Here is a 21,614-nt window from a genome sequence, read left to right on the forward strand (position 1 = left end):
TCTTGTTATTGGAGCCGAGAGTAATTCCAGAGTGATCTTGCAGAAAGAACGCACGGAATAAAAGCCCCGACTTTAGTAGAACACTGTATTCCCTGCCGTACCCGAAAAAAAATAACATCGAAGAATCAGCATGTTACAAAAACATTCAAAAAACATGATCCGTGGCATGTAATACAATGGTCACAGGCCTTTGGTCCGCTCTGATGTCCGTAACGGTGCCGACACAAGACTTAGGCGCTACACTAGCCGCCTGATCCACTTGCAAGCGAGATTCGACATGCTATCCGGCTGGACCATCATCCTGATTTCACTGGCCTATCTGGGCCTGCTGTTTGCCATCGCCTACTTTGGTGACAAAAGCAGTGCCGGCAAACAGTGGGCCAGCAACCCGGTCATTTACTCGCTCTCCCTCGCCGTCTACTGCTCCAGTTGGACCTTTTACGGGGCGGTTGGCCGCGCCGTTTCTACCGGTTGGGAATTCGTCGCCACCTACCTGGGGCCAATTCTGGTATTTCTGCTGGCAATGCGTGTCATCGAAAAGGTGTTCACCGTCAGCAAGCAGCAAAACATCACCACCATCGCCGACTTCATCTCTTCACGCTATGGCAAAAGCCAAAGTCTCGCGGTACTGGTGACGCTGATCGCGGTCATGGGGACCATTCCCTATATCGCCCTGCAGTTGAAGGCGGTAGCGATCAGTTACAACGCACTGGCGCCGGGAGCTACCGAAGCCATGAGCAAGGGCAGTGACACCGCCCTGTTTGTTGCACTGTTGATGGCGGTGTTTGCCATTCTGTTCGGCACCCGGCACATCGACGCAACTGAACACCACGAAGGACTGGTGCTGGCGGTGGCGTTTGAATCACTGGTCAAACTTGCCGCGTTTGTCGCGGTCGGGCTGTTCGTGATCTTCGGCATTTTTGACGGTTTTCAGGACCTGGCCTGGCAGGTGCAGACACAGCTGCGCGACAACCAGAATTTCAGCAACCCGCTTACCACCGGTTTTCTCACCGAGGTGGTTCTGGCCTGCGCGGCAGCCATCTGCCTGCCGCGTCAATTTCATGTCAGCATTGTGGAAAACACCCGACGTCGCAACCTGTACACCGCCCGTTGGCTGTTCCCGCTCTATCTGTTGATACTGGGCCTGTTTGTGCTGCCGATCGCCACCGGTGGCATGATCTTTTTCAACGGCAGTAATGTTGATGCCGACACCTATGTACTGATGCTGCCACTTGCAGAGGGCTCGGGCTACCTGGCCACCTTCGCCTTTATTGGTGGACTGTCGGCGGCCACCAGCATGGTGATCGTGGCCAGCATCACGCTGGCTACCATGGTATGTAACGATATCGTAATGCCGCTGCTGTTCCGCATCTCATGGCTGCGCCTGTCACAATCCCGTGATCTGGGCGCCCTGCTGCTGCGTGTGCGGCGCATCACCATCATCTGCCTGTTACTGATGGGCTACTTCTACTACCGCATCCTGGGCGAACAGGGGCCGCTGGCCTCCTTCGGCCTGCTGGCATTCGTGGCAGCGATCCAGTTCCTGCCAGCCATCATCGGCGGCATCTACTGGCGCAGCGGCAACCGCTACGGTGTGCTGGCAGGGCTCAGCGCCGGCTTTCTGCTTTGGGTCTACACTCTGGTGCTGCCGACCCTCAACTCGGCCCGATTGATTCCGGTTGAATGGCTGCCTCAGGTCAGTGACAGCAACGGTTTACTCAACCCAACCGCCCTGCTTGGCCTGAATGGACTCGACCCATTGACGCACGGTGTGATCTGGAGCCTGGGCGTCAACATCCTGCTGTTTGTGCTGGTCTCACGCTTCACCAGCATCCGCCTGGTTGACCGGATTCAGGCCAGCGCCTTCGTGAACACCTCTGCCAAGGGCATTGCCGACCCATCACGCCATTTCGGGCAAGTGACCGTTGGCGATTTGCAGATGTTGAGCGAGCGTTTTCTGGGCATGAGCCGCACCCGCCAAGCGTTCAGCAGTTTTGGGCAGGGCCGGGGGGAAGGGCCGCCAATGGCAGCCGAAAAGGCGACGCCCGAACTGATCCAGCATACTGAGCGCCTGCTGTCGGGTGCCATCGGTGCATCATCGGCCCGTATCGTCATGGATTCAACCCTGCGCGGTCGCGAGATGGAGATCGGCGATGTTGTCACCATTGTGGATGAAGCCTCGCAGGCTCTGCGCTTCAACCGCTCGCTGCTGCAGTCCACCATCGAGAACATCAGCCTCGGTATCAGCGTAGTGGACCAGCAGATGCGACTGGTCGCCTGGAACCGCCCCTACGTGGAGATGTTCAGCTACCCGGAAGGGCTGATCTGTGTCGGCCGCCCGATTGAAGAGGTGTTCCGTTATAACGCCATCAAGGGCGAATACGGGCTGGGAGATGTTGAGCACCAGGTCAGAATGCGACTGGATTCGATCCGCTCCGGAGCCCCTCACAGCTACGAGCGCTATCGTCCCGATGGCACGGTGCTGGAAGTCCGTGGTAACCCGATGCCCAATGGCGGTTACGTCAACACCTACATGGACATCACCGAGCACAAGCGGATCGAGGAGGCACTGCGCGAGAGCGAGCAGAATATCCGCATCTACACCGACAACGTGCCGGTATTGATCGCCTATCTCGACCCGGAATGCCGCTTTCTGTTTATAAACAAGGCCTATGCGGATGCCTTCGGCCTCGATCGGCACAATATTGCCGGCGTACATTGCCTTCAGGCCCTGCCGGAAGAGGAGTACATCAACCGGCGTCACTATATTGACGCCGCCCTGCGTGGTGAGCGACAGCGCTTTGAAACCCGCCTGCCCACACAGGGCGACAGCATCCGCTTTGCTGAGGTGACCTACATCCCGCATATTGGTGAATACGGTGATGTTCTAGGCTACTTCACGCTGTATCAGGACATCACCGAGCGGCGCAAGGCAGAGCAGGCGCTGCAGGAGACCAACGAGAATCTGGAACAGCGTGTGCGTGAGCGTACCCATGCACTGTCAGTCGTCAACAAGGAACTGCGCAAGGAGAACACCATCCGCGCCCTGATGGAAGATGAACTGCGCCAGGCCAAGTCCGATGCAGAAGCCGCCAACCTGGGCAAGACCCGCTTCCTGGCCGCCGCCAGCCATGACCTGCTGCAACCGCTCAATGCCGCGCGCCTGTTCAGCTCTGCCCTGGCGCAGCAAAGTCACAGCCGCGAGACCAGCCAGCTGGTGGAAAATCTTGACGGCTCACTCAAGGCGGCGGAAGAACTGATCACCGCCATTCTGGATATATCCAAGCTGGATGCCGGTGCACTGGAACCGACACTGACCCACTTCTCACTGGAGTACCTGTTCCAGACTCTGAATACCGAGTTCAGTGTGCTGGCAAAGGAGAAAGGCCTTGCGTTCCACAGCGTCAATTGCCATCAGATAGTGTATTCCGACCAGACTCTTCTTCGCCGCATCATGCAGAATTTTCTGTCCAACGCCATGCGCTACACCGCCAGCGGCAAGGTGCTGATGGGGGCACGACGCGAGGGCCAGCAGCTGCGACTTGAAGTTTGGGATAGTGGTGTTGGTATTCCCGAGAACAAACTGCGCGAAGTGTTTGAGGAGTTCAAGCGGATCGACAACCCCAAACACAGTCAGGTGAAGGGGCTGGGACTGGGGCTTGCAATTACCGACCGTATCGCCCGCATGTTGGGGCACCAGCTCAAGGTTCGCTCCTGGCCGGGTCAGGGCACAGTATTCAGCATCACCCTGCCACTGGGGGATGCCTCACTGGCACAGAAACCCAAGCCCGAGCAGCGTGGCTGGATACGCAGCAAGGGACTCAACGGCATCAAGGTACTGGTGATCGACAACGAGCCCAAGATTCTGGAAGGAATGAGTGCACTGCTGCAGGGCTGGTCCTGTGATGTGGTGACCGCTCTCTCGGGCGATGAAGCGGTTGCGGTCACACTGGAACGCAGCTGGGTACCGGATATCGTGCTGGCGGACTACCACTTGGGCGAGACCGAGACCGGTGTCATGGCGCTGCGTCAGCTGGCCGTACTTGAGGGCCAGCCTGCCAATGCAGAATACTTCTCGCCTGCCATTGTGATCACCGCGGATCGCACTGACGAAGTGCGCGACGAGATCGACACGGCTCAGGCACAGCTGCTGACCAAGCCAATCAAGCCGGCGGCACTGCGTGCGATGATCAACAAGATCATTGCTACCCTGAGGGCGGAAAAGGACTGAAAAAAGAGGCATGACCCGGGCCAGTATGGCGCCCGGGAAAAAGTGGAATCAGACTTCGGTTTTGGGCGGCTCAACGCCCAAACGCTGGGCCGCAATAACCGCTTGAGTACGGCTATGCACACCAAGCTTGCGTAGAATGGCAGTCACGTGGGCCTTGATGGTCGCTTCCGACACACTCAGTTCGTAGGCGATCTGCTTGTTCAAGAGCCCTTCGGTCAACATGGTCAGAACGCGGAACTGCTGCGGTGTCAGGGAGGCAAGCGCCGCCGCAAACTGCTGGTCCTCTTCGCTCACATCGCCCATGTTCTCGGTCAGCTCCTGTGGCAACCACTCTTCACCCTCCAGTACGGCGGTAATCGCCTCGGAAATGGTTTCCAATGGTGCGGACTTGGGGATAAATCCGGACGCACCGTAATCGATGGCACGCTTCATAACATGCGGCTGTTCGCTACCGGATACCACGACCACCGGCACGCCAGGGTGCTGGCCACGCAGGAACACCAGCCCGGAAAAGCCATGCGTACCCGGCATGTGGATATCCAGCAGCACCAGATCAGCATCGCCGTGTTGTTCGACCTTCTCCTGCACCGCCGCCAGACTGTCGGCTTCGACAATCTCGACACCGGGTACCGCCTGAGTCACCGCTTGTCGCAGCGCTGCGCGAAATAGCGGATGGTCGTCAGCAATAATGATCTTTTGTGCCAGTTGCATGCATCGTCTCCCTCGTTCCTTGGCCCGCTTAAGAGTAGCCGAAGTTGTCGAATGTTGTGCCAATCAGTCAAATAGGGGGCCTTTACTTGGGGGCAATAATACCACCTCATTGTCGACAGTGCTGCACCAAGCTGCGAGTTTGTCGCCAATCCCCAAACAAAAACGCCCGCCGGGTGAGCGGCGGGCGTTTCAATGGCTGTTACCCTGCCGGGCGTTGATCAGCCCTTACGGTTCATGCGGTGCTCAATCAGATCATCCACCACAGTCGGGTCAGCCAGGGTGGAGGTGTCACCCAGCGCTCCGAAATCGTCCTCGGCGATCTTGCGCAGAATACGGCGCATGATCTTGCCTGAGCGGGTCTTAGGCATGCCCGGTGCGAACTGGATCAGGTCCGGCGACGCGATTGGGCCGATCTCGGAACGAACCCAGTTACGCAGCTCTTTCATCAGCTCATCGCTGGCATCGAAGCCGCTCTGCAGGGTGACATACACATAGATGCCCTGCCCCTTAAGATCATGCGGATAACCGACAACAGCGGCCTCGGCAACAGCCGGGTGAGCTACCAGTGCGGACTCGACTTCGGCGGTACCCATACGGTGACCGGATACGTTGATGACGTCATCCACACGACCGGTGATCCAGTAGTAGCCGTCTTCATCACGGCGGGCACCGTCACCTGTGGTATACACACCCTTGAAGGTGCTGAAGTAGGTCTGAATGAAGCGCTCATGGTCGCCCCAGATGGAGCGACTCTGGCCCGGCCAGGAATCCTTGATCACCAGGTTGCCTTCACCGGCACCCTCGATCTCCTTGCCTTCACCATCCAGAAGCTCCGGCTGTACGCCGAAGAACGGACGCGTGGCTGAACCAGGCTTGGTGGCCGTTGCACCCGGCAGCGGAACAATCATGATGCCGCCGGTTTCAGTCTGCCACCAGGTATCTACGATTGGGCACTTACCCTTACCAAAGATGCGGTGATACCAGGTCCAGGCTTCAGGGTTGATCGGCTCGCCCACAGAGCCCAGCAGCTTGAGACTGGACAGGTCAGAGTCGCCCAGTACATCTTCACCCTGCTGCATCAGTGCACGGATGGCGGTCGGAGCGGTGTAGAACTGATTAACCTTGTGTTTCTCGATCACGCGGCCGAAACGGCTGTTGTCCGGGTAGCTCGGCACACCTTCAAACATCAGTGTGGTGGCGCCGTTGGCCAGCGGGCCGTAAACGATGTAGCTGTGACCGGTCACCCAGCCCACGTCAGCAGTACACCAGTACACATCACCTTCGTGATAATCGAATACGTACTGATGAGTCATGGCAGCGTACACCATGTAACCGCCAGTAGTGTGTTTGAGACCCTTGGGCGCACCGGTAGAACCGGAGGTGTACAGGATGAACAGCGGTGCTTCGGCGTTCATCGGCTCGGCCGGGCAGTCGTCGGACTGTTCAGCAACAGCGCCTTCGTACCAGACATCGCGACTGTCGTTCCAGGCCACATCCTTATCGACACGTTTGACGACAAAAACGGTCTCGATCAGGTTGCCGGCTTCATGATGATCCAGTGCCTTGTCGACATTTTCTTTCAGCGGCACGACCTTGCCACCGCGCAGCGAGTAGTTGGAGGTGATCACCACCTTCGACTTGGCGCCTTCAATACGGGCTGCCAGTGCTTCCGGCGAGAAGCCACCGAACACGATGGAGTGCACCGCACCCACGCGAGCACAGGCAAGCATGGCAACGGCGGCTTCCGGGATCATCGGCATGTAGAGAGTGACCACGTCGCCCTTCTGAACGCCCTTGGCTTTCAGCGCGTTGGCAAAGCGACACACGCGTGCGTGCAGGTCACGGTAGGTAATCTTTTCGTCTTCGCTCGGGTCGTCGCCTTCCCAGATGATCGCGACCTGATCGCCACGGGTTTCCAGGTGGCGGTCAAGGCAGTTGTAGGAGGCGTTCAGTTCGCCGTCTTCGTACCATTTGATATCGACAGTGTGCGGATCAAACGTGGTGTTTTTAACCTTGGTGTATGGCTTGAACCAGTCCAGGCGCTTGCCCTGCTCGCCCCAGAAGGCTTCCGGGTCGTTGATCGACTGCTCATACATCGCCTGATATTTGTCGTCATCGGCATGCGCCTTGGCAGCAAAAGCCGGATCGACCGGATATACGTTCTGTTCACTCATCGTGATGCCCTTAGCTTGCGTTTTGTTTTTATAACGTGGAACGCCGCACTTATTTATAGTCGCTATTGTCGGCGCGATCGAGTTGATTAATGAGAGGTTATACCGAAGCCACTCGGGTCCCCTGAATTAGACATTGGTCTACTCGGATACCGACAAAAGTCATATACTACACAGTAAGCGTGCACTTACTTACCTGACAGCAATGACTCCAGATCAATTCCCTCTTCTCGCATTCGCGCCAGCTTGTATCGCAGCGTGCGTGGACTGATGCCCAATTTTTCAGCAGCATCCTTTCGGCTGCCTGAAGTGGCACGCAGGGCCTCTACGATAAGTTGATACTCATGCTGTTTCAGGTCTTTGCCCAACAAGCCCTCGGCCAGGTCCATTTCAGGCTCGTCTGTGTCCGTGGGCAGGCTGTCTGACGGGGCTGGCTGTGTGGCCCCATTACGCAGCGGGATCGCAGCACTGCCCAGATGCAGATCAGCGGCCGTAATCCGGTTGCCGGCCTGAAGAATCAGCGCACGCTGGATTACATTATCCAGCTCACGCACATTGCCCGGCCAATGATGCTCGCACAAACTGCTGGCGGCTGTTGGGTCCAGCGATGCCAGATTGCGACCCATCTTGCGGCAGTGATGTTTGAGCAGGCGCTCGGCCAGCGGGCGGATATCTTCCGGTCGCTCGCGCAGCGGCTGCCATTGCAGCGGGAACACGTTCAGACGGTAGTAGAGATCCTCACGGAACTTTCCCTCCGCCACGGTCTGTTCCAGCTGGCGGTTACTGGTGGCCAGCAGGCGCACATCCAGCGGGATTACCTTGCGCCCACCAATACGCTCCACCTCCTGCTCCTGCAACACTCGCAACAGCTTGGCCTGCAGCCCCAGATCCATTTCGCTGATCTCATCCAACAGCAGCGTACCGCCGTTGGCCTGTTCAAACTTGCCGGGCTGGCTGCTGATGGCGCCTGTGAAAGCGCCCTTTTCATGGCCGAACAGAGTTGCTTCCAGCATGCTCTCGGGAATGGCGGCGCAGTTGATGGCGATAAACGGCTTGTCAGCACGGGGCGAGTGATTGTGGATATATCGTGCCAGCACCTCCTTGCCGGTACCGGACTCACCGGTGATCAGTACGGTAGAGTCGGTTGTGGCCACCCGTTGCGCCAGCTGCAGCAGCTGGCGACTGCCCGGTGCTTCAGCCACGGGTTCGTCATACTGCGTCGTCAGCAGGCCCTGCGCATGGGTGCGGATAAGATCAATCAGCTGTTGCGGCTCAAAGGGTTTCATCAGGTAGTCAGCGGCGCCGTTGCGGATCGCGTCCACCGCCCGCTCCACCTGACCATAGGCGGTAATAAGGGCCACCGGCAATGAGGGGGTCTGCTGCTTCAGATGGGCCAGCAGTTGATGGCCGTCCATACCGGGCATGTTCACATCAGAGATCACCATATCCACACTGTCCCGCTTCAGCAACGCCAGCGCGTCCTCACCACTGCCGGCTTCCAGATAGTGGATATCCGCCAGTGCCAGTGTATCGGTAATCGCCTCGCGCAGGTCGATATCATCCTCAACAATCAAGACTTTTACACTCATGCCGACTCCTGTGCGGTGGAATTGATCAGGGGCAGACGGAAGCTCGCACGGGTGCCGACACCCGGTGTCGAAGCCAAAGCAAACTCGCCATGATGCGCTCGTGCCATCACCTGAGCGATGGCAAGGCCAAGCCCCGTGCCATGTGATTTGGTAGTGTAGAAGGGCTCCTGCGCCCGCTTCAGTGTAGCGGCATCCATGCCCGGGCCATCATCAATCACTTCAAGCAGTAGCCTGTCTCCCTCTTGGGCCAGACGCAGCGTGAGCTCAGAGCCCTCTTCGCAGGCCTGCAGGGCGTTGTTAACCAGATTGAGCACTGCCCCAAGCAGGGCTTCGAGATTGCACTGGATCACCGCATCAGGTGCTTCGTTGATGCAATCACAATCTGCATCGTGCTGGCTCAAAGGCTGATCCAGCAAGTCTTCCAACCTTGCCATCAAGGTACGGCCATCAACACGGTCTTCCAATCGGGTTTCACCGCGGGCGAAGATCAACATGTCACGCACCTGCTGCTCTAGGTGAGTCAGGCGCGATTTAACCTTGCCGGCAAAGCGGATCCGCTTGTCATCATCCAGCTGCGGTGCCATCAAGTGGCTAGCGTAGAGCAGTGCCGCCGACAGCGGTGTCCGCACTTGATGCGCCAGCGAGGCCATCATCCGCCCCATTTCCGACAGCCGCTGGTAATGGTGCAGCTGCTCCTGCAGCGTACGGGTGTGGGTCTGGTCGGTGATAAACACCAGCTGGCCCGGTTCGCCATCCAATGCCTGTGTCGACAGACTGACACGGCGGCCGTTCTTCAGCGATACCTCATGGCCATCGTCTGGCCTCGGTGCAAAACACTGATTGATCACCTCCAGCCAGGTTTTATTGGCCAACTCTATCCCCAGCAACAACACCGCAGCCGGGTTGAATTCCGTAATACGTCCGGTTTGACCGATAACCAGCACTCCGCCGGGCATACGATCAATAAGGCGGCGCAGGCGCTCAAGGGCCACCCTGTCGGCCTGAAGTGCAGCCACCTGACGTTCAAGTTCGGCGATCCGTTGTTGCAGCGGTTGGTCTTCAGTCACTGGCGTTCAATCCCGTATTTGCGCATCTTTTCCACCAGCGTGGTACGCCGAATCTGCAGCAGGCGTGCCGCTTTCGATACCACCTGATCGGTCGCATCAAGTGCCTGATGGATCAAGCGTTGCTCATGGGATTCCAGCCAGGCCTTGAGATCAACCCCTTCGGCAGGCAGTGCCTCAGCAGCGGCAATCTCGGCGGAGGCGGTAGCTTGCTCCGTATCAACCGGCAGCGGCAGCTCAGGCCGCACATAACGCTCAGGGTCCGGCTCTTCAATATGGCGAAACTTGGGCGGCAGCTCCGACACCCCGATCACACCGCCGGGGTGGATGATACTGAGCCGCTCAACCAGATTGGCCAGCTCCCTTACGTTGCCCGGCCATGGGTGCAGGCGCAAAGACTCCAGCGCGGCGGGATGGAACTGCAGTCGGCCGGAGCCGGTCTCATCCAATTGCTGACTCAGATTATTGATCAGTAATGGCAGATCCTCCAGCCGGTCGCGCAGTGCGGGCATTTCGATGGGGAATACATTGAGGCGGTAATACAGATCTTCGCGGAACTGCCCATCCTGAATCATCAGCTCCAGATTCTTGTGGGTCGCGGTCACAATGCGCACATCCACTTCCAGTGTTTTGCTGCCTCCCACCCGCTCAAACTGCCTCTCCTGCAACACACGCAGCAGCTTGACCTGCATCGGCAGCGGCATATCACCGATTTCGTCCAGAAACAGCGTACCGCCGTTGGCGAGTTCAAACCGACCGGGTCGGCTGGAGATAGCACCGGTAAACGCCCCTTTCTCATGACCGAACAGCTCACTTTCGAGCAGCTCGGATGGAATGGCGCCACAGTTGACCGGCACAAAAGGCCCGTCACGGCGCGGCGAATGCTCATGCAGGCAACGCGCCACCACCTCCTTGCCGGTACCGGACTCACCGGTAATCAGGACACTGATATCACGTGGTGCCACCTGAGCAATAAGGTGCCGGATTTCGCGAATGGGCGCACTCTGGCCGACAAAACCCGGCATATCCGGCAGTGCACGCGGCTCAGTTATGCCACGCTCACGCAGAAGGGCACATTGATGCAGCCAATCCAGTAACTGTGGATAACGATAAGGCTGCGCCAGCACACCCAGAATACCGGACTGCGCAAATGCAGCCTGATCCAGCTCCGGCCAGTCACAGGTCAACAGCTTAGGGATAACCGGCCCCCGATCCAGCTCGGCGACCAGCTTATTCAGCGCAATTGGCAGACTGCTCTCACCAATCAACACTACCCCCACCGAGTCCAGCGCAAATGCCCTGCTCTGCTGTAGCCAGCTTACAAAGTCAAAAACATGACACTCAAGCTCGATAAACTGCAAACAGGCACGCAAGGTCTCACGCCTGTCAGCATCGTCATCGATGATCAGAGCCTGGAAAGGAGGCTGGTCAGAAACTCCACTGTTGGTTATGCTCATGGGGGTGTCCGGGCATTGTCAGGATTCTGACAATCTACCGAATAGAGAGAGGATGTCAATAGATTGACGAAGCAGGTAAAAAGGATGACAGCTTCTAATTACCTCCGCGTTAGCTCATCACTGGCTGGCAAGTACCGCCAGTTCTTTTTCTACCCTTGTGGCCAGTTCCTGACAGAGGCGCTTCACTTCAGCACCATCCTCACCTTCAACCATAACCCTCACCACCGGCTCGGTACCCGATGGGCGCAGCAGTACACGCCCACGACTGCCCAGCTCGAACTCAGTGGCTGCTACAGCCTCCTGCACCGGCGCGACCTGACTCAGGTCAGGCCGACCCGGCATGGAAACATTGATCATGACTTGCGGCATTTTGTGCATACCGGCCTTTAATTCATGCAGAGACTGGCCGTGTTCCTGTATCGCTTTCAGAACCTGAAGCGCCGCAACCAGTCCATCGCCAGTAGTGGTCAGGTTGCCGCACACGATATGGCCCGAGCTTTCACCACCAAGGACCCAGCCATGCTGCTGCATCTGCTCGATCACGTAGCGATCACCGACCTTGGCTCTGACAAAAGGCACATCCAGCTGCGCGAGCGCTTGCTCCAGACCAAAATTCGACATCAGTGTGCCAACCACACCCCCACTCAAAGCCTGTTGCTGCAGCAGGCTCCGCGCGATGATAAAAAGGATTTCATCACCATCAACCAGCTCACCGCGATGATCCACCAGCATCAGGCGGTCACCATCACCATCCAGTGCCACACCCAAGTCAGCCTCTTCGGCCATCACCACTTTTTGCAGCCGTGTCGTGTCGGTAGCACCACAGGCTTCATTGATATTGACCCCGTCAGGCGAAGACGCAATCTCAATCACCTCGGCACCCAGCTCCGCCAGCACTTTTGGTGCCACGTGATAGGTCGCGCCATTGGCACAATCGAGAATGATTTTGAGCCCCCTGAGATTCAGGTTGCCGCTGACAGTCCCTTTACAGAATTCTATGTAGCGCCCTGCCGCATCATCAACACGGCGAACCTTGCCCAAGTCGACGGACGGCACCGTCGTCATGGACAGATCCATTTGTGCCTCAATCGCACGCTCAATGCTGTCCGGGAGTTTGGTGCCATCGCCGGAAAAGAACTTGATGCCGTTATCGGAATAGACATTGTGCGAGGCACTGATCACAATTCCGGCGTTTGCTCTGAAGGTTCGGGTGAGGTAGGCAATCGCAGGTGTGGGCATGGGCCCGGTGAGCAGCACATCCACCCCCGCCGCTGACAACCCGGCCTCAAGTGCAGACTCGAACATGTAACCTGAAATACGCGTATCCTTCCCAATCAGGATTTTGCTTCGCCCCTCACGGGCAAAAACACAGCCCGCCGCCCAACCCAGTTTGAGAACAAAATCAGGCGTGATCGGGAACTGGCCTACCTCACCACGAATACCATCGGTTCCAAAATACTTCCTGCTCACCGGTCACACTCCTGCCGTTTCGTTAAGAACCGCTTCGGTCATTCGCACCACATCTACCGTAGGCGCCACATCATGAACGCGGATAATTTTTGCCCCCTTGCCAACCGCCAGTGCGACAGTAGCCAGACTGCCATAGAGACGCTGATCCACCGGCCTGCCAAGTGCCAGCCCTACCATTGATTTGCGGGAGGTCCCCACCAAAAGCGGTGCACCGAGCGCCTGCAGTCGCTGCATCCGATTCAACAGCTCAAGATTATGCTCAAGTGTCTTACCAAAACCAAATCCGGGGTCCAGCACTATCCGATCATCCGAGATGCCTGCCTCTCGACAACGCTGGAGCTGAAACTGTAAAAAATGCTCCACTTCTTCCGTCACATCACGATAATGTGGCCTCAGCTGCATGGTAGCTGGGCTGCTGCCCTGCATGTGCATGACGCAGAGTGCCAGATCAGACGCAACTGCCACCTCAAAAGCCCCCGGTCGCGAGAACGAACGCACATCATTGAGCAGATGCGCACCGGCACTTGCGGCAGCCTGCATCACTTCAGACGCACTGGTGTCGACTGAGAGCACCACATCCAACTCGCGTGACAGCTTCTCCACCACCGGCACGACTCTTTCCAGCTCTTCCTGAACCGGTACCGGTTCGGCGCCGGGACGAGTCGATTCGCCCCCGATATCGATCAGGGTTGCGCCCTGATTTACCATCTGCGCAGCTTTCTGTAGCGCGCGTTCAACCGAGAGATGCTGTGCTTCATAGACGCTGCCACCATCCGAAAATGAGTCGGGTGTGACGTTAAGAATCCCCATCACCTGCACCCGCGCCAGATCCAGCGTGCGACCGGCACATTTCAAAACCGCCATAGCTGTTAAATCCTGCAACTGAAACAAAAAAGGCCAGCGCGCACGCCAGCCTTTATATAATACCAGAGCCCCGACTTCAGCGATCATCCTCGCGGCGAGGCCTTTCCTGATCATCCTGATTCGGAGCCTGCGGGTCATCATCGACACCTGCATCCCCTGTACCGACATCCGCCTCGTCGCTTGCCTCACCCGGCTGTGACTGCTCACGAGTCTTGCGTTCTTCCATATCACGCTCGGCCTGATCTGCTCGCTCCTGAGCCTCAACCCAGCCGTCCGGCGGAGTTACCTCCTGCCGTGCCATCAACTGATCCAGCTGCACTGCACCGATGGTTTCGTACTTCATCAATGCCTGGGCCATGGCATCCAGAATATCGCGATTATCTTCAAGTGTCTTCTTCGCGCGGGCATAGCATTCATCGATGATCGTCTTCACTTCAGCATCGATGCGACGCTGAGTTTCTTCCGACATCGGTTTGGCACCCTGCCCCATGCCACGACCAAACGGATCATCATCTTCATCACCGTACAGCAGCGGGCCAAGGTTTTCACTCAGACCCCAGCGAGTCACCATATTGCGAGCCAGAGAAGTGGCTTTCTGAATATCGTTGGAAGCACCGGTAGTCACACCCTCCTTGCCCAGTGTCATCTCTTCCGCCAGACGACCACCATACAGGGAACAGATCTGGGAAATAATCCACTGACGGCTGTGGCTGTAACGATCCTCTTCCGGCAGGAACATGGTAACGCCCAGCGCACGTCCACGCGGAATGATCGACACTTTGTACACAGGGTCGTGCTCCGGCATTACACGGCCAATAATGGCATGACCTGCCTCATGATAGGCCGTATTCAGGCGCTCCTTATAGGACATCACCATGGATTTGCGCTCAGCACCCATCATGATTTTGTCCTTGGCCTGCTCGAATTGCTCCATGCCGACCGTACGACGGTTGTTGCGCGCTGCAAACAACGCTGCCTCGTTGACCAGGTTAGCCAAGTCAGCACCAGAGAAGCCGGGCGTACCGCGCGCAATCAATTCAGGTTTAACGTCATCACCCAGCGGCACCTTGCGCATATGTACTTTCAAAATCTGTTCACGACCGCGGATATCCGGCAGACCTACATGCACCTGGCGGTCAAAACGGCCGGGGCGCAACAACGCAGGGTCAAGCACATCGGGGCGGTTAGTGGCTGCAATTACGATAATGCCTTCGGTACCCTCAAAGCCGTCCATCTCGACCAGCAACTGGTTCAACGTCTGCTCGCGCTCATCGTTGCCACCACCCATACCAACACCACGGTGACGACCTACGGCATCAATCTCATCGATGAATATGATGCAGGGGGCATGCTTTTTGGCCTGCTCGAACATGTCACGCACACGCGAAGCACCTACACCCACAAACATTTCCACAAAGTCAGAACCGGAAATACTGAAGAAAGGTACGCGCGCCTCACCTGCGATTGCCTTGGCCAACAGGGTTTTACCGGTACCAGGAGACCCTGCCATCAGCACACCGCGCGGGATATGCCCCCCCAGGCGCTGGAACTTGCCGGGATCACGCAGGTAATCGACAAGCTCTTTCACCTCCTCCTTGGCTTCCTCAACACCCGCCACATCATCAAACGTGGTTTTGACCTGATCTTCGCTCATCATGCGTGCCTTGGACTTGCCAAACGACATGGGCCCACCCTTGCCGCCACCGCCGCCCTGCATCTGGCGCATGAAAAACATGAACACGGCAATAATCACCAGGATCGGGAAAGAGGCGACCAACAACTGGGTCCAGATGCTCTGCCGCTCCGGCTGCTTGCCTTCGATCACCACATTATGTTGCAGCAGGTCATCGATAAGCTTGGGATCCTGTACAGCCGGTCGCACGGTCTCGAAACGCTCCCCATTACTGCGTTGCCCAATGATGGTATAGCCATCGATGGTGACCTTGGATACACGGTCAGCCTGAACCTCAGCAACAAAGTCTGAATAACTCAGCTTTCCGGCATCACTCTCGGCACTGAAATTGTTGAAGACTGTGAGCAGGACTGCTGCTATCACCAGCCACAACACCAGATTTTTTGCCATATCGTTCAATGGATCACCCTCTGTTCACTCAATTCTGTCGGCCATACTGATTGCCACTTTCAACCAATCGGTACCGCCCTGCAACCTGTTTATCGTTGTACGCGTGCAAACCCTGTTCCGAGCAGGCAGCAACATGCAATCCTATTAACTTCCTTCGATTCGCCAAATCGAAAAATGTTCCTTAGCGCCCCCTCGGCAACATCACCGTCAGGCGAGACCGAAGCGCTACTCAGGCCGGCATGACTCAGGTAAAATACCTCTTTATCTGATCAAACGGGATCCATCCCCGAATCAAGAGGCACCATATTCTAGTATGAGCTTGACGCCTGAGCAAAAGAAGCACTTCCGCACCCTGGGTCATAACCTGAACCCGATCGTTATGGTGGCCGGCAAGGGGCTGTCCGAAAACATTCAGCTTGAAGTGGATCGCGCCCTTGAAGACCACGAACTGATCAAGGTGAAGTTCTCCGTTGGAGATCGCGACATCAAGCGCCAACTGGTGCGCGAGCTGTGCGATATCGTGGAAGCAGAACTGGTACAGCAGATCGGCAACATTGCCCTGCTTTATCGACCTTCACGCGACCCCAACCCCAAACTGTCCAATTTACTGCGCTGAGACGCAGCCAAAAAAAACCGCCGACACCCGGCGGTTTTTTTATTTCAGCTGACTAGATATGCTCTACCGCTGCAATTTCATACTCGATCATACTGGAAGGCGTCTGCACAGCTGCAATATCCCCTTCCATCTTACCTACTAGCGCGCGCGCGATCGGTGAGTTGACCGAAATCTTGCCGTCCTTGATGCTGGCTTCATCATCACCCACGATCTGATAGCGCACTTCCTCTTCGGTATCGATGTTGATCAACTCCACCGTGGTGCCGAAAATCACCTTACCCGTATGCGGAATAGCTGTAACGTCAATGACCTGAGCCTGAGACAACTTGTACTCAAGTTCACGAATACGACCTTCAATAAAACCCTGCTGCTCTCGAGCGGCGTGATACTCGGCATTTTCTTTCAGATCGCCATGTTCACGCGCTTCAGCGATGGCCGCAATCACCGCGGGACGCTGGACCGACTTGAGGTCGGCCAGCTCTTCACGCAGTTTCTTTTCACCGGCAACCGTCATCGGTACCCGTTTCATTCTGCTACTCCTGCGTGCACGTCCTGCAGACGACGCACGGTTTTCTCTTCGCCATATTTCAGCGCTTCAGCGGTCGCTGCTGCCCCTGCCAGTGTTGTGGTATAGGGAACCTTGTGCTGCAGCGCCGAGCGACGAATTTCAGCGGAATCGGCAATCGCCTTGCGGCCCTCAGTGGTATTGATCACATAAACGATTTCACCGTTCTTGATCATGTCCACGATATTGGGACGACCTTCCGCCACCTTGTTCACCCGTGCCACGCTAAGCCCCGCCTCTTCAAGCAGCGCAGCGGTACCTGCCGTCGCTACCAGTGAAAAGCCCAGTGCTGCCAAGTCTTTGGCTACCGGCACGACTGCAGTCTTATCCACGTCACGTACGGAGATAAACGCTTTGCCACTGGCTGACGGCATCTTCTCACCGGCACCAATCTGCGCTTTCATGAACGCTTCGCCAAAAGTGGCTCCGGTACCCATAACCTCACCGGTCGACTTCATTTCCGGGCCAAGGATCGGGTCCACGCCCGGGAACTTGTTGAACGGGAATACCGCTTCCTTCACGTTGAAGAATTTCGGTACGATCTCCTCGGTGAAACCAAGTTCCTGCAAGGTCCTGCCGGTCATCACCAGCGCAGCGATCTTGGCCAGCGATACTCCGATGCACTTGGAAACGAACGGTACGGTACGAGAAGCACGCGGGTTCACCTCGATGACGTAAATTTCGCCATCCTGATAGGCCAACTGCACGTTCATCAGACCGACCACGCCCAGTTCCAGTGCCATCTTGCGGACCATCTCACGCATTTCGTCCTGCACATCGGCCGCCAGGCTGTACGGCGGCAGCGAACAAGCCGAGTCACCAGAGTGAACACCCGCCTGCTCGATATGCTGCATGATGGCACCGATGACGACGGTTTTGCCGTCGCTGACGGCATCGATATCGACCTCAACCGCAGCATTCAAAAAATGGTCCAGCAGCACCGGAGCATCGTTGGAGACCTGCACCGCAGTAGTCATGTAGCGACGCAGCTCGTCTTCCTTGTAGACGATTTCCATGGCACGACCACCCAACACGTAGGAGGGGCGCACCACCAGCGGGTAACCGATCTTGCCGGCGCCAACGATCGCCTCCTCCAGGCTACGCACGGTGGCGTTTTCCGGCTGTTTCAGACCCAGTCGCTTGAGCATCTGCTGGAACTGCTCACGGTCTTCGGCACGGTCGATCGCTTCCGGGCTGGTACCAATTATCGGTACACCGGCCTGCTCCAGCGCTACCGCCAGTTTCAGCGGCGTCTGACCACCGTACTGCACGATCACACCCTTTGGCTTCTCGACATGAACAATTTCCAGCACGTCTTCGAGGGTAATCGGCTCAAAGAACAGGCGATCGGAGGTGTCATAGTCGGTGGAGACGGTTTCCGGGTTACAGTTGACCATAATGGTCTCATAACCGTCTTCACGCGCCGCCAGCGCTGCATGTACGCAGCAATAGTCAAACTCGATACCCTGGCCGATACGGTTCGGGCCACCACCGATCACCATGATCTTCTCACGGTCGGACGGGTTGGCTTCGCACTCTTCCTCATAGGTGGAGTACATGTAGGCGGTATCGGTGGCAAACTCGGCGGCACAAGTATCTACGCGCTTGAACACCGGGCGTACACCCAGGCTTTGACGCTGCTTGCGGAACGACTTTTCACTCACACCCAACAGCTGCGCCAGGCGTGCATCGGAGAAGCCCTTGCGCTTGAGGCGGAAGATCTGACCCTTGTCCAGATCGCTCAGCGCGGTTTCGGACACGCGCTGCTCATCCTTGATGATGTCTTCGATCTGTACCAGGAACCAGGGATCCACGCCGCTCAGCTTGTAGATTTCATCCACGCTCATGCCGAGACGGAAAGCGTCACCGATGTACCAGATACGCTCAGCACCCGGCTGGGTCAGTTCACGCACGATATCGTCACGCGCGTCTTCGGCATTCAGATCCACGATCGGATCGAAGCCGGTAGCACCGACTTCAAGCCCGCGCAGGGCTTTCTGCAGTGACTCCTGCTGAGTACGGCCGATCGCCATCACCTCGCCCACGGACTTCATCTGAGTCGTCAGACGGCTGTTGGCTTGAGGGAATTTCTCAAAGGTGAAACGCGGAATCTTGGTGACAACATAATCGATGGACGGCTCGAACGATGCCGGGGTGCGGCCACCGGTAATATCATTCTGCAGCTCATCCAGGGTGTAACCTACCGCCAGCTTGGCCGCGATCTTGGCGATCGGGAAGCCGGTGGCCTTGGATGCCAGGGCGGAAGAGCGCGACACACGGGGGTTCATCTCGATCACAACGACACGGCCAGTTTCCGGGTCCACGCCGAACTGCACGTTGGAGCCACCGGTTTCGACACCGATCTCACGCAGTACCGCGATCGATGCGTTACGCATGATCTGGTACTCTTTGTCGGTCAGGGTCTGAGCCGGGGCCACGGTAATGGAGTCACCGGTATGCACGCCCATGGCATCAAAGTTCTCGATCGAGCAGACGATGATGCAATTGTCGTTCTTGTCGCGAACAACCTCCATCTCGTACTCTTTCCAGCCGATCAGGGATTCGTCGATCAGCAGCTCTTTGGTCGGCGACAGATCCAGACCGCGCTCACAGATCTCGATGTACTCTTCGCGGTTGTAGGCGATACCGCCACCGGAGCCACCCATGGTAAAGGAGGGACGGATGATGGCCGGGAAGCCGATGGAGTCCAGCACCTGCAACGCTTCTTCCATGCTGTGCGCGATGGCGGAGCGCGGGCACTCAAGGCCGATGTTCTTCATCGCCTTGTCGAAACGCTCACGGTCTTCCGCCTTGTCGATGGCATCCTGGGTCGCACCGATCATCTCGACGCCGAATTCGGCCAGCACACCTTCGCGGTCCAGGTCCAGCGCACAGTTCAGTGCAGTCTGGCCGCCCATGGTCGGCAGCAGTGCATCCGGGCGCTCTTTTTCGATGATCTTGGCAACGGTCTTCCAGTTGATCGGCTCGATGTAGGTCGCATCCGCCATGGCCGGGTCGGTCATGATGGTCGCCGGGTTGGAGTTCACCAGAATGACACGGTAACCCTCTTCACGCAGCGCCTTGCACGCCTGGGCTCCGGAGTAGTCGAATTCGCAGGCCTGTCCGATCACGATCGGGCCCGCACCAAGGATGAGAATACTGTTTATGTCCGTACGTTTTGGCATCTGTCTTAACCGGTCGTCTCTGTTGCTGTCACTGACTTGTCAGGGCGGATTCAGGCCTGCTGGCGCGCTTGCATCTGCTCGATAAAACGATCGAACAGAGGCGCGACATCATGCGGGCCGGGACTGGCTTCAGGGTGCCCCTGGAAGCTGAACGCAGGCACGTCCGTGCGCTCGATCCCCTGCAGTGTACCGTCGAACAGGGATTTATGGGTTGCACGCAGATTGGCCGGCAGCGAGGCCTCGTCTACGGCAAAACCGTGGTTCTGGCTGGTGATCATCACACGGGCGCTGTCCAGATCCTGCACCGGGTGGTTGGCACCGTGGTGACCATGGTTCATTTTCAGCGTTTTGGCACCGGAGGCCAGCGCCAGCAGCTGATGCCCCAGGCAGATACCGAATACCGGCACGCCACTGCTCAGAATCTCGCCGATCGCCGTGATGGCGTAATCGCAGGGTTCAGGGTCGCCGGGGCCGTTGGACAGGAACACGCCATCCGGATTCAGCGCCAGTACCTCTGCAGCGGGAGTCTTGGCCGGAACAACGGTCAGGCGACAGCCACGCTCGACCAGCATCCGCAGGATGTTAAGTTTCACACCGAAGTCGTAGGCCACAACATGGAACGGCAGCTCGGCATCCGTTTTATCCTGATGGCCTTCGCCCAGCTTCCATGTAGTGGAGCGCCAGTCGTAACGCTCGGTCACGCTGACCTCTTTGGCCAAGTCCATACCCTTCAGACCCGGGAACGCACGCGCGGCTTCCAGGGCCTTGTTTTCGTCCAGATTTTCACCGGCCATGACACAGCCGTTCTGCGAGCCCTTCTCACGCAGAATGCGGGTCAGGCGACGGGTATCGATATCGGCGATACCGACAATGTTATTGGCCTTAAGGTACTGGTCCAGCGACTGTTCCGAACGGAAGTTGCTCGCCACCAGCGGCAGATCACGGATCACCAGGCCGGCGGCCCATGTGCGATCGGATTCGGCATCTTCCGCGTTGGCACCGGTGTTTCCGATGTGTGGGTAGGTCAGGGTCACAATCTGGCGGCAGTAGGAAGGATCGGTCAGGATCTCCTGATATCCGGTCATGGAGGTGTTAAACACCACCTCACCACTGGACTCACCATCGGCGCCAATTGCTATTCCCCTGAAAATGCTGCCGTCTTCAAGGGCTAGAATGGCTGGTCGCGTCAATTGAACCTCCCCGCGCATGCGCTGCATAATCTGGACAGTTGGATAGGATACGTGCAAAAAAGCGAGGCAAAACACGATGTTTACCTCGCTTTTATATGTCTGGCTGTGTTCCGCCTGCATTCGTAGCAGGTTAAACGCCAGTATTCTAGACGATCAGCGCTCTGGAGTCCACGCGAAAAGCCCCTTAGAGGGCCTGTGTGGCGGGTCCGAATCACAACGAACAGGAGCAGACCTGCCCTGCCACCCAATCGTGAGCCGACACTTTTGTGAATAAAAATCAGCAAGATACTTGACGCGTCAGTTACAGACTGGTTGAATAGGCGCCTCTTCCAGCCCAGATAGCTCAGTCGGTAGAGCAGGGGATTGAAAATCCCCGTGTCGGCGGTTCGATTCCGTCTCTGGGCACCAAATTCCGAAA

At 57.2% G+C, this 21,614-nt stretch carries 13 protein-coding genes and 1 tRNA gene; 3 read left to right on the forward strand and 11 right to left on the reverse strand.

Translation table 11 applies throughout. The features are described 5' to 3' along the window. Positions 1 to 277: 277 nt before the first annotated feature. A complete protein-coding gene (locus ABIE61_RS13930) occupies positions 278 to 4,231 on the forward strand; it encodes a hybrid sensor histidine kinase/response regulator (protein ID WP_354410499.1) in 3,954 nt (1,317 codons plus the stop codon). Positions 4,232 to 4,279: 48 nt separating this feature from the next. On the opposite strand, the gene ABIE61_RS13935 is transcribed toward ABIE61_RS13930, so the two are convergent. The 8 genes from ABIE61_RS13935 to ftsH all read right to left on the reverse strand — a co-directional run bounded on the left by ABIE61_RS13935 (position 4,280) and on the right by ftsH (position 15,640). Continuing rightward, a complete protein-coding gene (locus tag ABIE61_RS13935) occupies positions 4,280 to 4,942 on the reverse strand; it encodes a response regulator (RefSeq protein ID WP_354410501.1) in 663 nt (220 codons plus the stop codon). 218 nt (positions 4,943 to 5,160) lie between these two features. After that, entirely contained in the window at positions 5,161 to 7,116 is a 1,956-nt protein-coding gene (gene acs, locus ABIE61_RS13940; RefSeq protein WP_354410504.1) for an acetate--CoA ligase, read from the reverse strand. A gap of 185 nt (positions 7,117 to 7,301) precedes the next feature. Continuing rightward, the gene (locus ABIE61_RS13945) at positions 7,302 to 8,702 is read right to left on the reverse strand and encodes a sigma-54-dependent transcriptional regulator (RefSeq protein WP_354410506.1); all 1,401 of its coding nucleotides are present in this window, start codon (positions 8,700 to 8,702) and stop codon (positions 7,302 to 7,304) included. Further along, on the reverse strand, positions 8,699 to 9,769 hold the full coding sequence (locus ABIE61_RS13950; protein ID WP_354410508.1) for a sensor histidine kinase: 1,071 nt from the start codon (positions 9,767 to 9,769) through the stop codon (positions 8,699 to 8,701). The genes ABIE61_RS13945 and ABIE61_RS13950 overlap by 4 nt, the downstream gene beginning before the upstream one ends. Beyond that, complete coding sequence (locus ABIE61_RS13955) at positions 9,766 to 11,223, reverse strand: sigma-54 dependent transcriptional regulator (RefSeq protein WP_354410510.1); 1,458 nt, start codon at positions 11,221 to 11,223, stop codon at positions 9,766 to 9,768. The genes ABIE61_RS13950 and ABIE61_RS13955 overlap by 4 nt, the downstream gene beginning before the upstream one ends. A gap of 117 nt (positions 11,224 to 11,340) precedes the next feature. Next, positions 11,341 to 12,693, reverse strand: coding sequence for a phosphoglucosamine mutase (gene glmM, locus ABIE61_RS13960; RefSeq protein ID WP_354410512.1), 1,353 nt, complete (start codon positions 12,691 to 12,693; stop codon positions 11,341 to 11,343). 3 nt (positions 12,694 to 12,696) lie between these two features. Beyond that, a complete protein-coding gene (folP, locus tag ABIE61_RS13965) occupies positions 12,697 to 13,557 on the reverse strand; it encodes a dihydropteroate synthase (RefSeq protein WP_354410515.1) in 861 nt (286 codons plus the stop codon). A gap of 76 nt (positions 13,558 to 13,633) precedes the next feature. Next, a complete protein-coding gene (ftsH, locus tag ABIE61_RS13970; protein ID WP_091827662.1) occupies positions 13,634 to 15,640 on the reverse strand; it encodes an ATP-dependent zinc metalloprotease FtsH in 2,007 nt (668 codons plus the stop codon). A 313-nt stretch (positions 15,641 to 15,953) separates the two neighbouring features. On the opposite strand from ftsH, the gene ABIE61_RS13975 reads away from it, so the two are divergent. Then, positions 15,954 to 16,256 (forward strand): YhbY family RNA-binding protein, encoded by a 303-nt coding sequence (locus ABIE61_RS13975; protein ID WP_091827663.1) that lies wholly within the window; start codon positions 15,954 to 15,956, stop codon positions 16,254 to 16,256. A gap of 52 nt (positions 16,257 to 16,308) precedes the next feature. Here the strand turns inward: ABIE61_RS13975 and greA are convergent, their stop codons facing one another. From greA to carA, 3 genes are read right to left on the reverse strand one after another with little or no spacing between them, the layout of a single operon-like run. Further along, positions 16,309 to 16,785 (reverse strand): transcription elongation factor GreA, encoded by a 477-nt coding sequence (gene greA / locus ABIE61_RS13980; RefSeq protein WP_091827664.1) that lies wholly within the window; start codon positions 16,783 to 16,785, stop codon positions 16,309 to 16,311. After that, complete coding sequence (gene carB, locus ABIE61_RS13985; protein WP_091827665.1) at positions 16,782 to 20,006, reverse strand: carbamoyl-phosphate synthase large subunit; 3,225 nt, start codon at positions 20,004 to 20,006, stop codon at positions 16,782 to 16,784. The genes greA and carB overlap by 4 nt, the downstream gene beginning before the upstream one ends. Before the next feature lie 50 nt (positions 20,007 to 20,056). Further along, positions 20,057 to 21,196, reverse strand: a complete 1,140-nt coding sequence (gene carA, locus ABIE61_RS13990; protein ID WP_354410520.1) for a glutamine-hydrolyzing carbamoyl-phosphate synthase small subunit — start codon at positions 21,194 to 21,196, stop codon at positions 20,057 to 20,059. A 332-nt stretch (positions 21,197 to 21,528) separates the two neighbouring features. Here carA and ABIE61_RS13995 point away from each other — a divergent pair. Further along, a tRNA-Phe gene (locus ABIE61_RS13995) sits at positions 21,529 to 21,604 on the forward strand. Positions 21,605 to 21,614 lie beyond the last annotated feature (10 nt).

Source organism: Marinobacterium sp. MBR-111 (assembly GCF_040547585.1).
Taxonomy (GTDB): Bacteria; Pseudomonadota; Gammaproteobacteria; order Pseudomonadales; family Balneatricaceae; genus Marinobacterium; species Marinobacterium iners.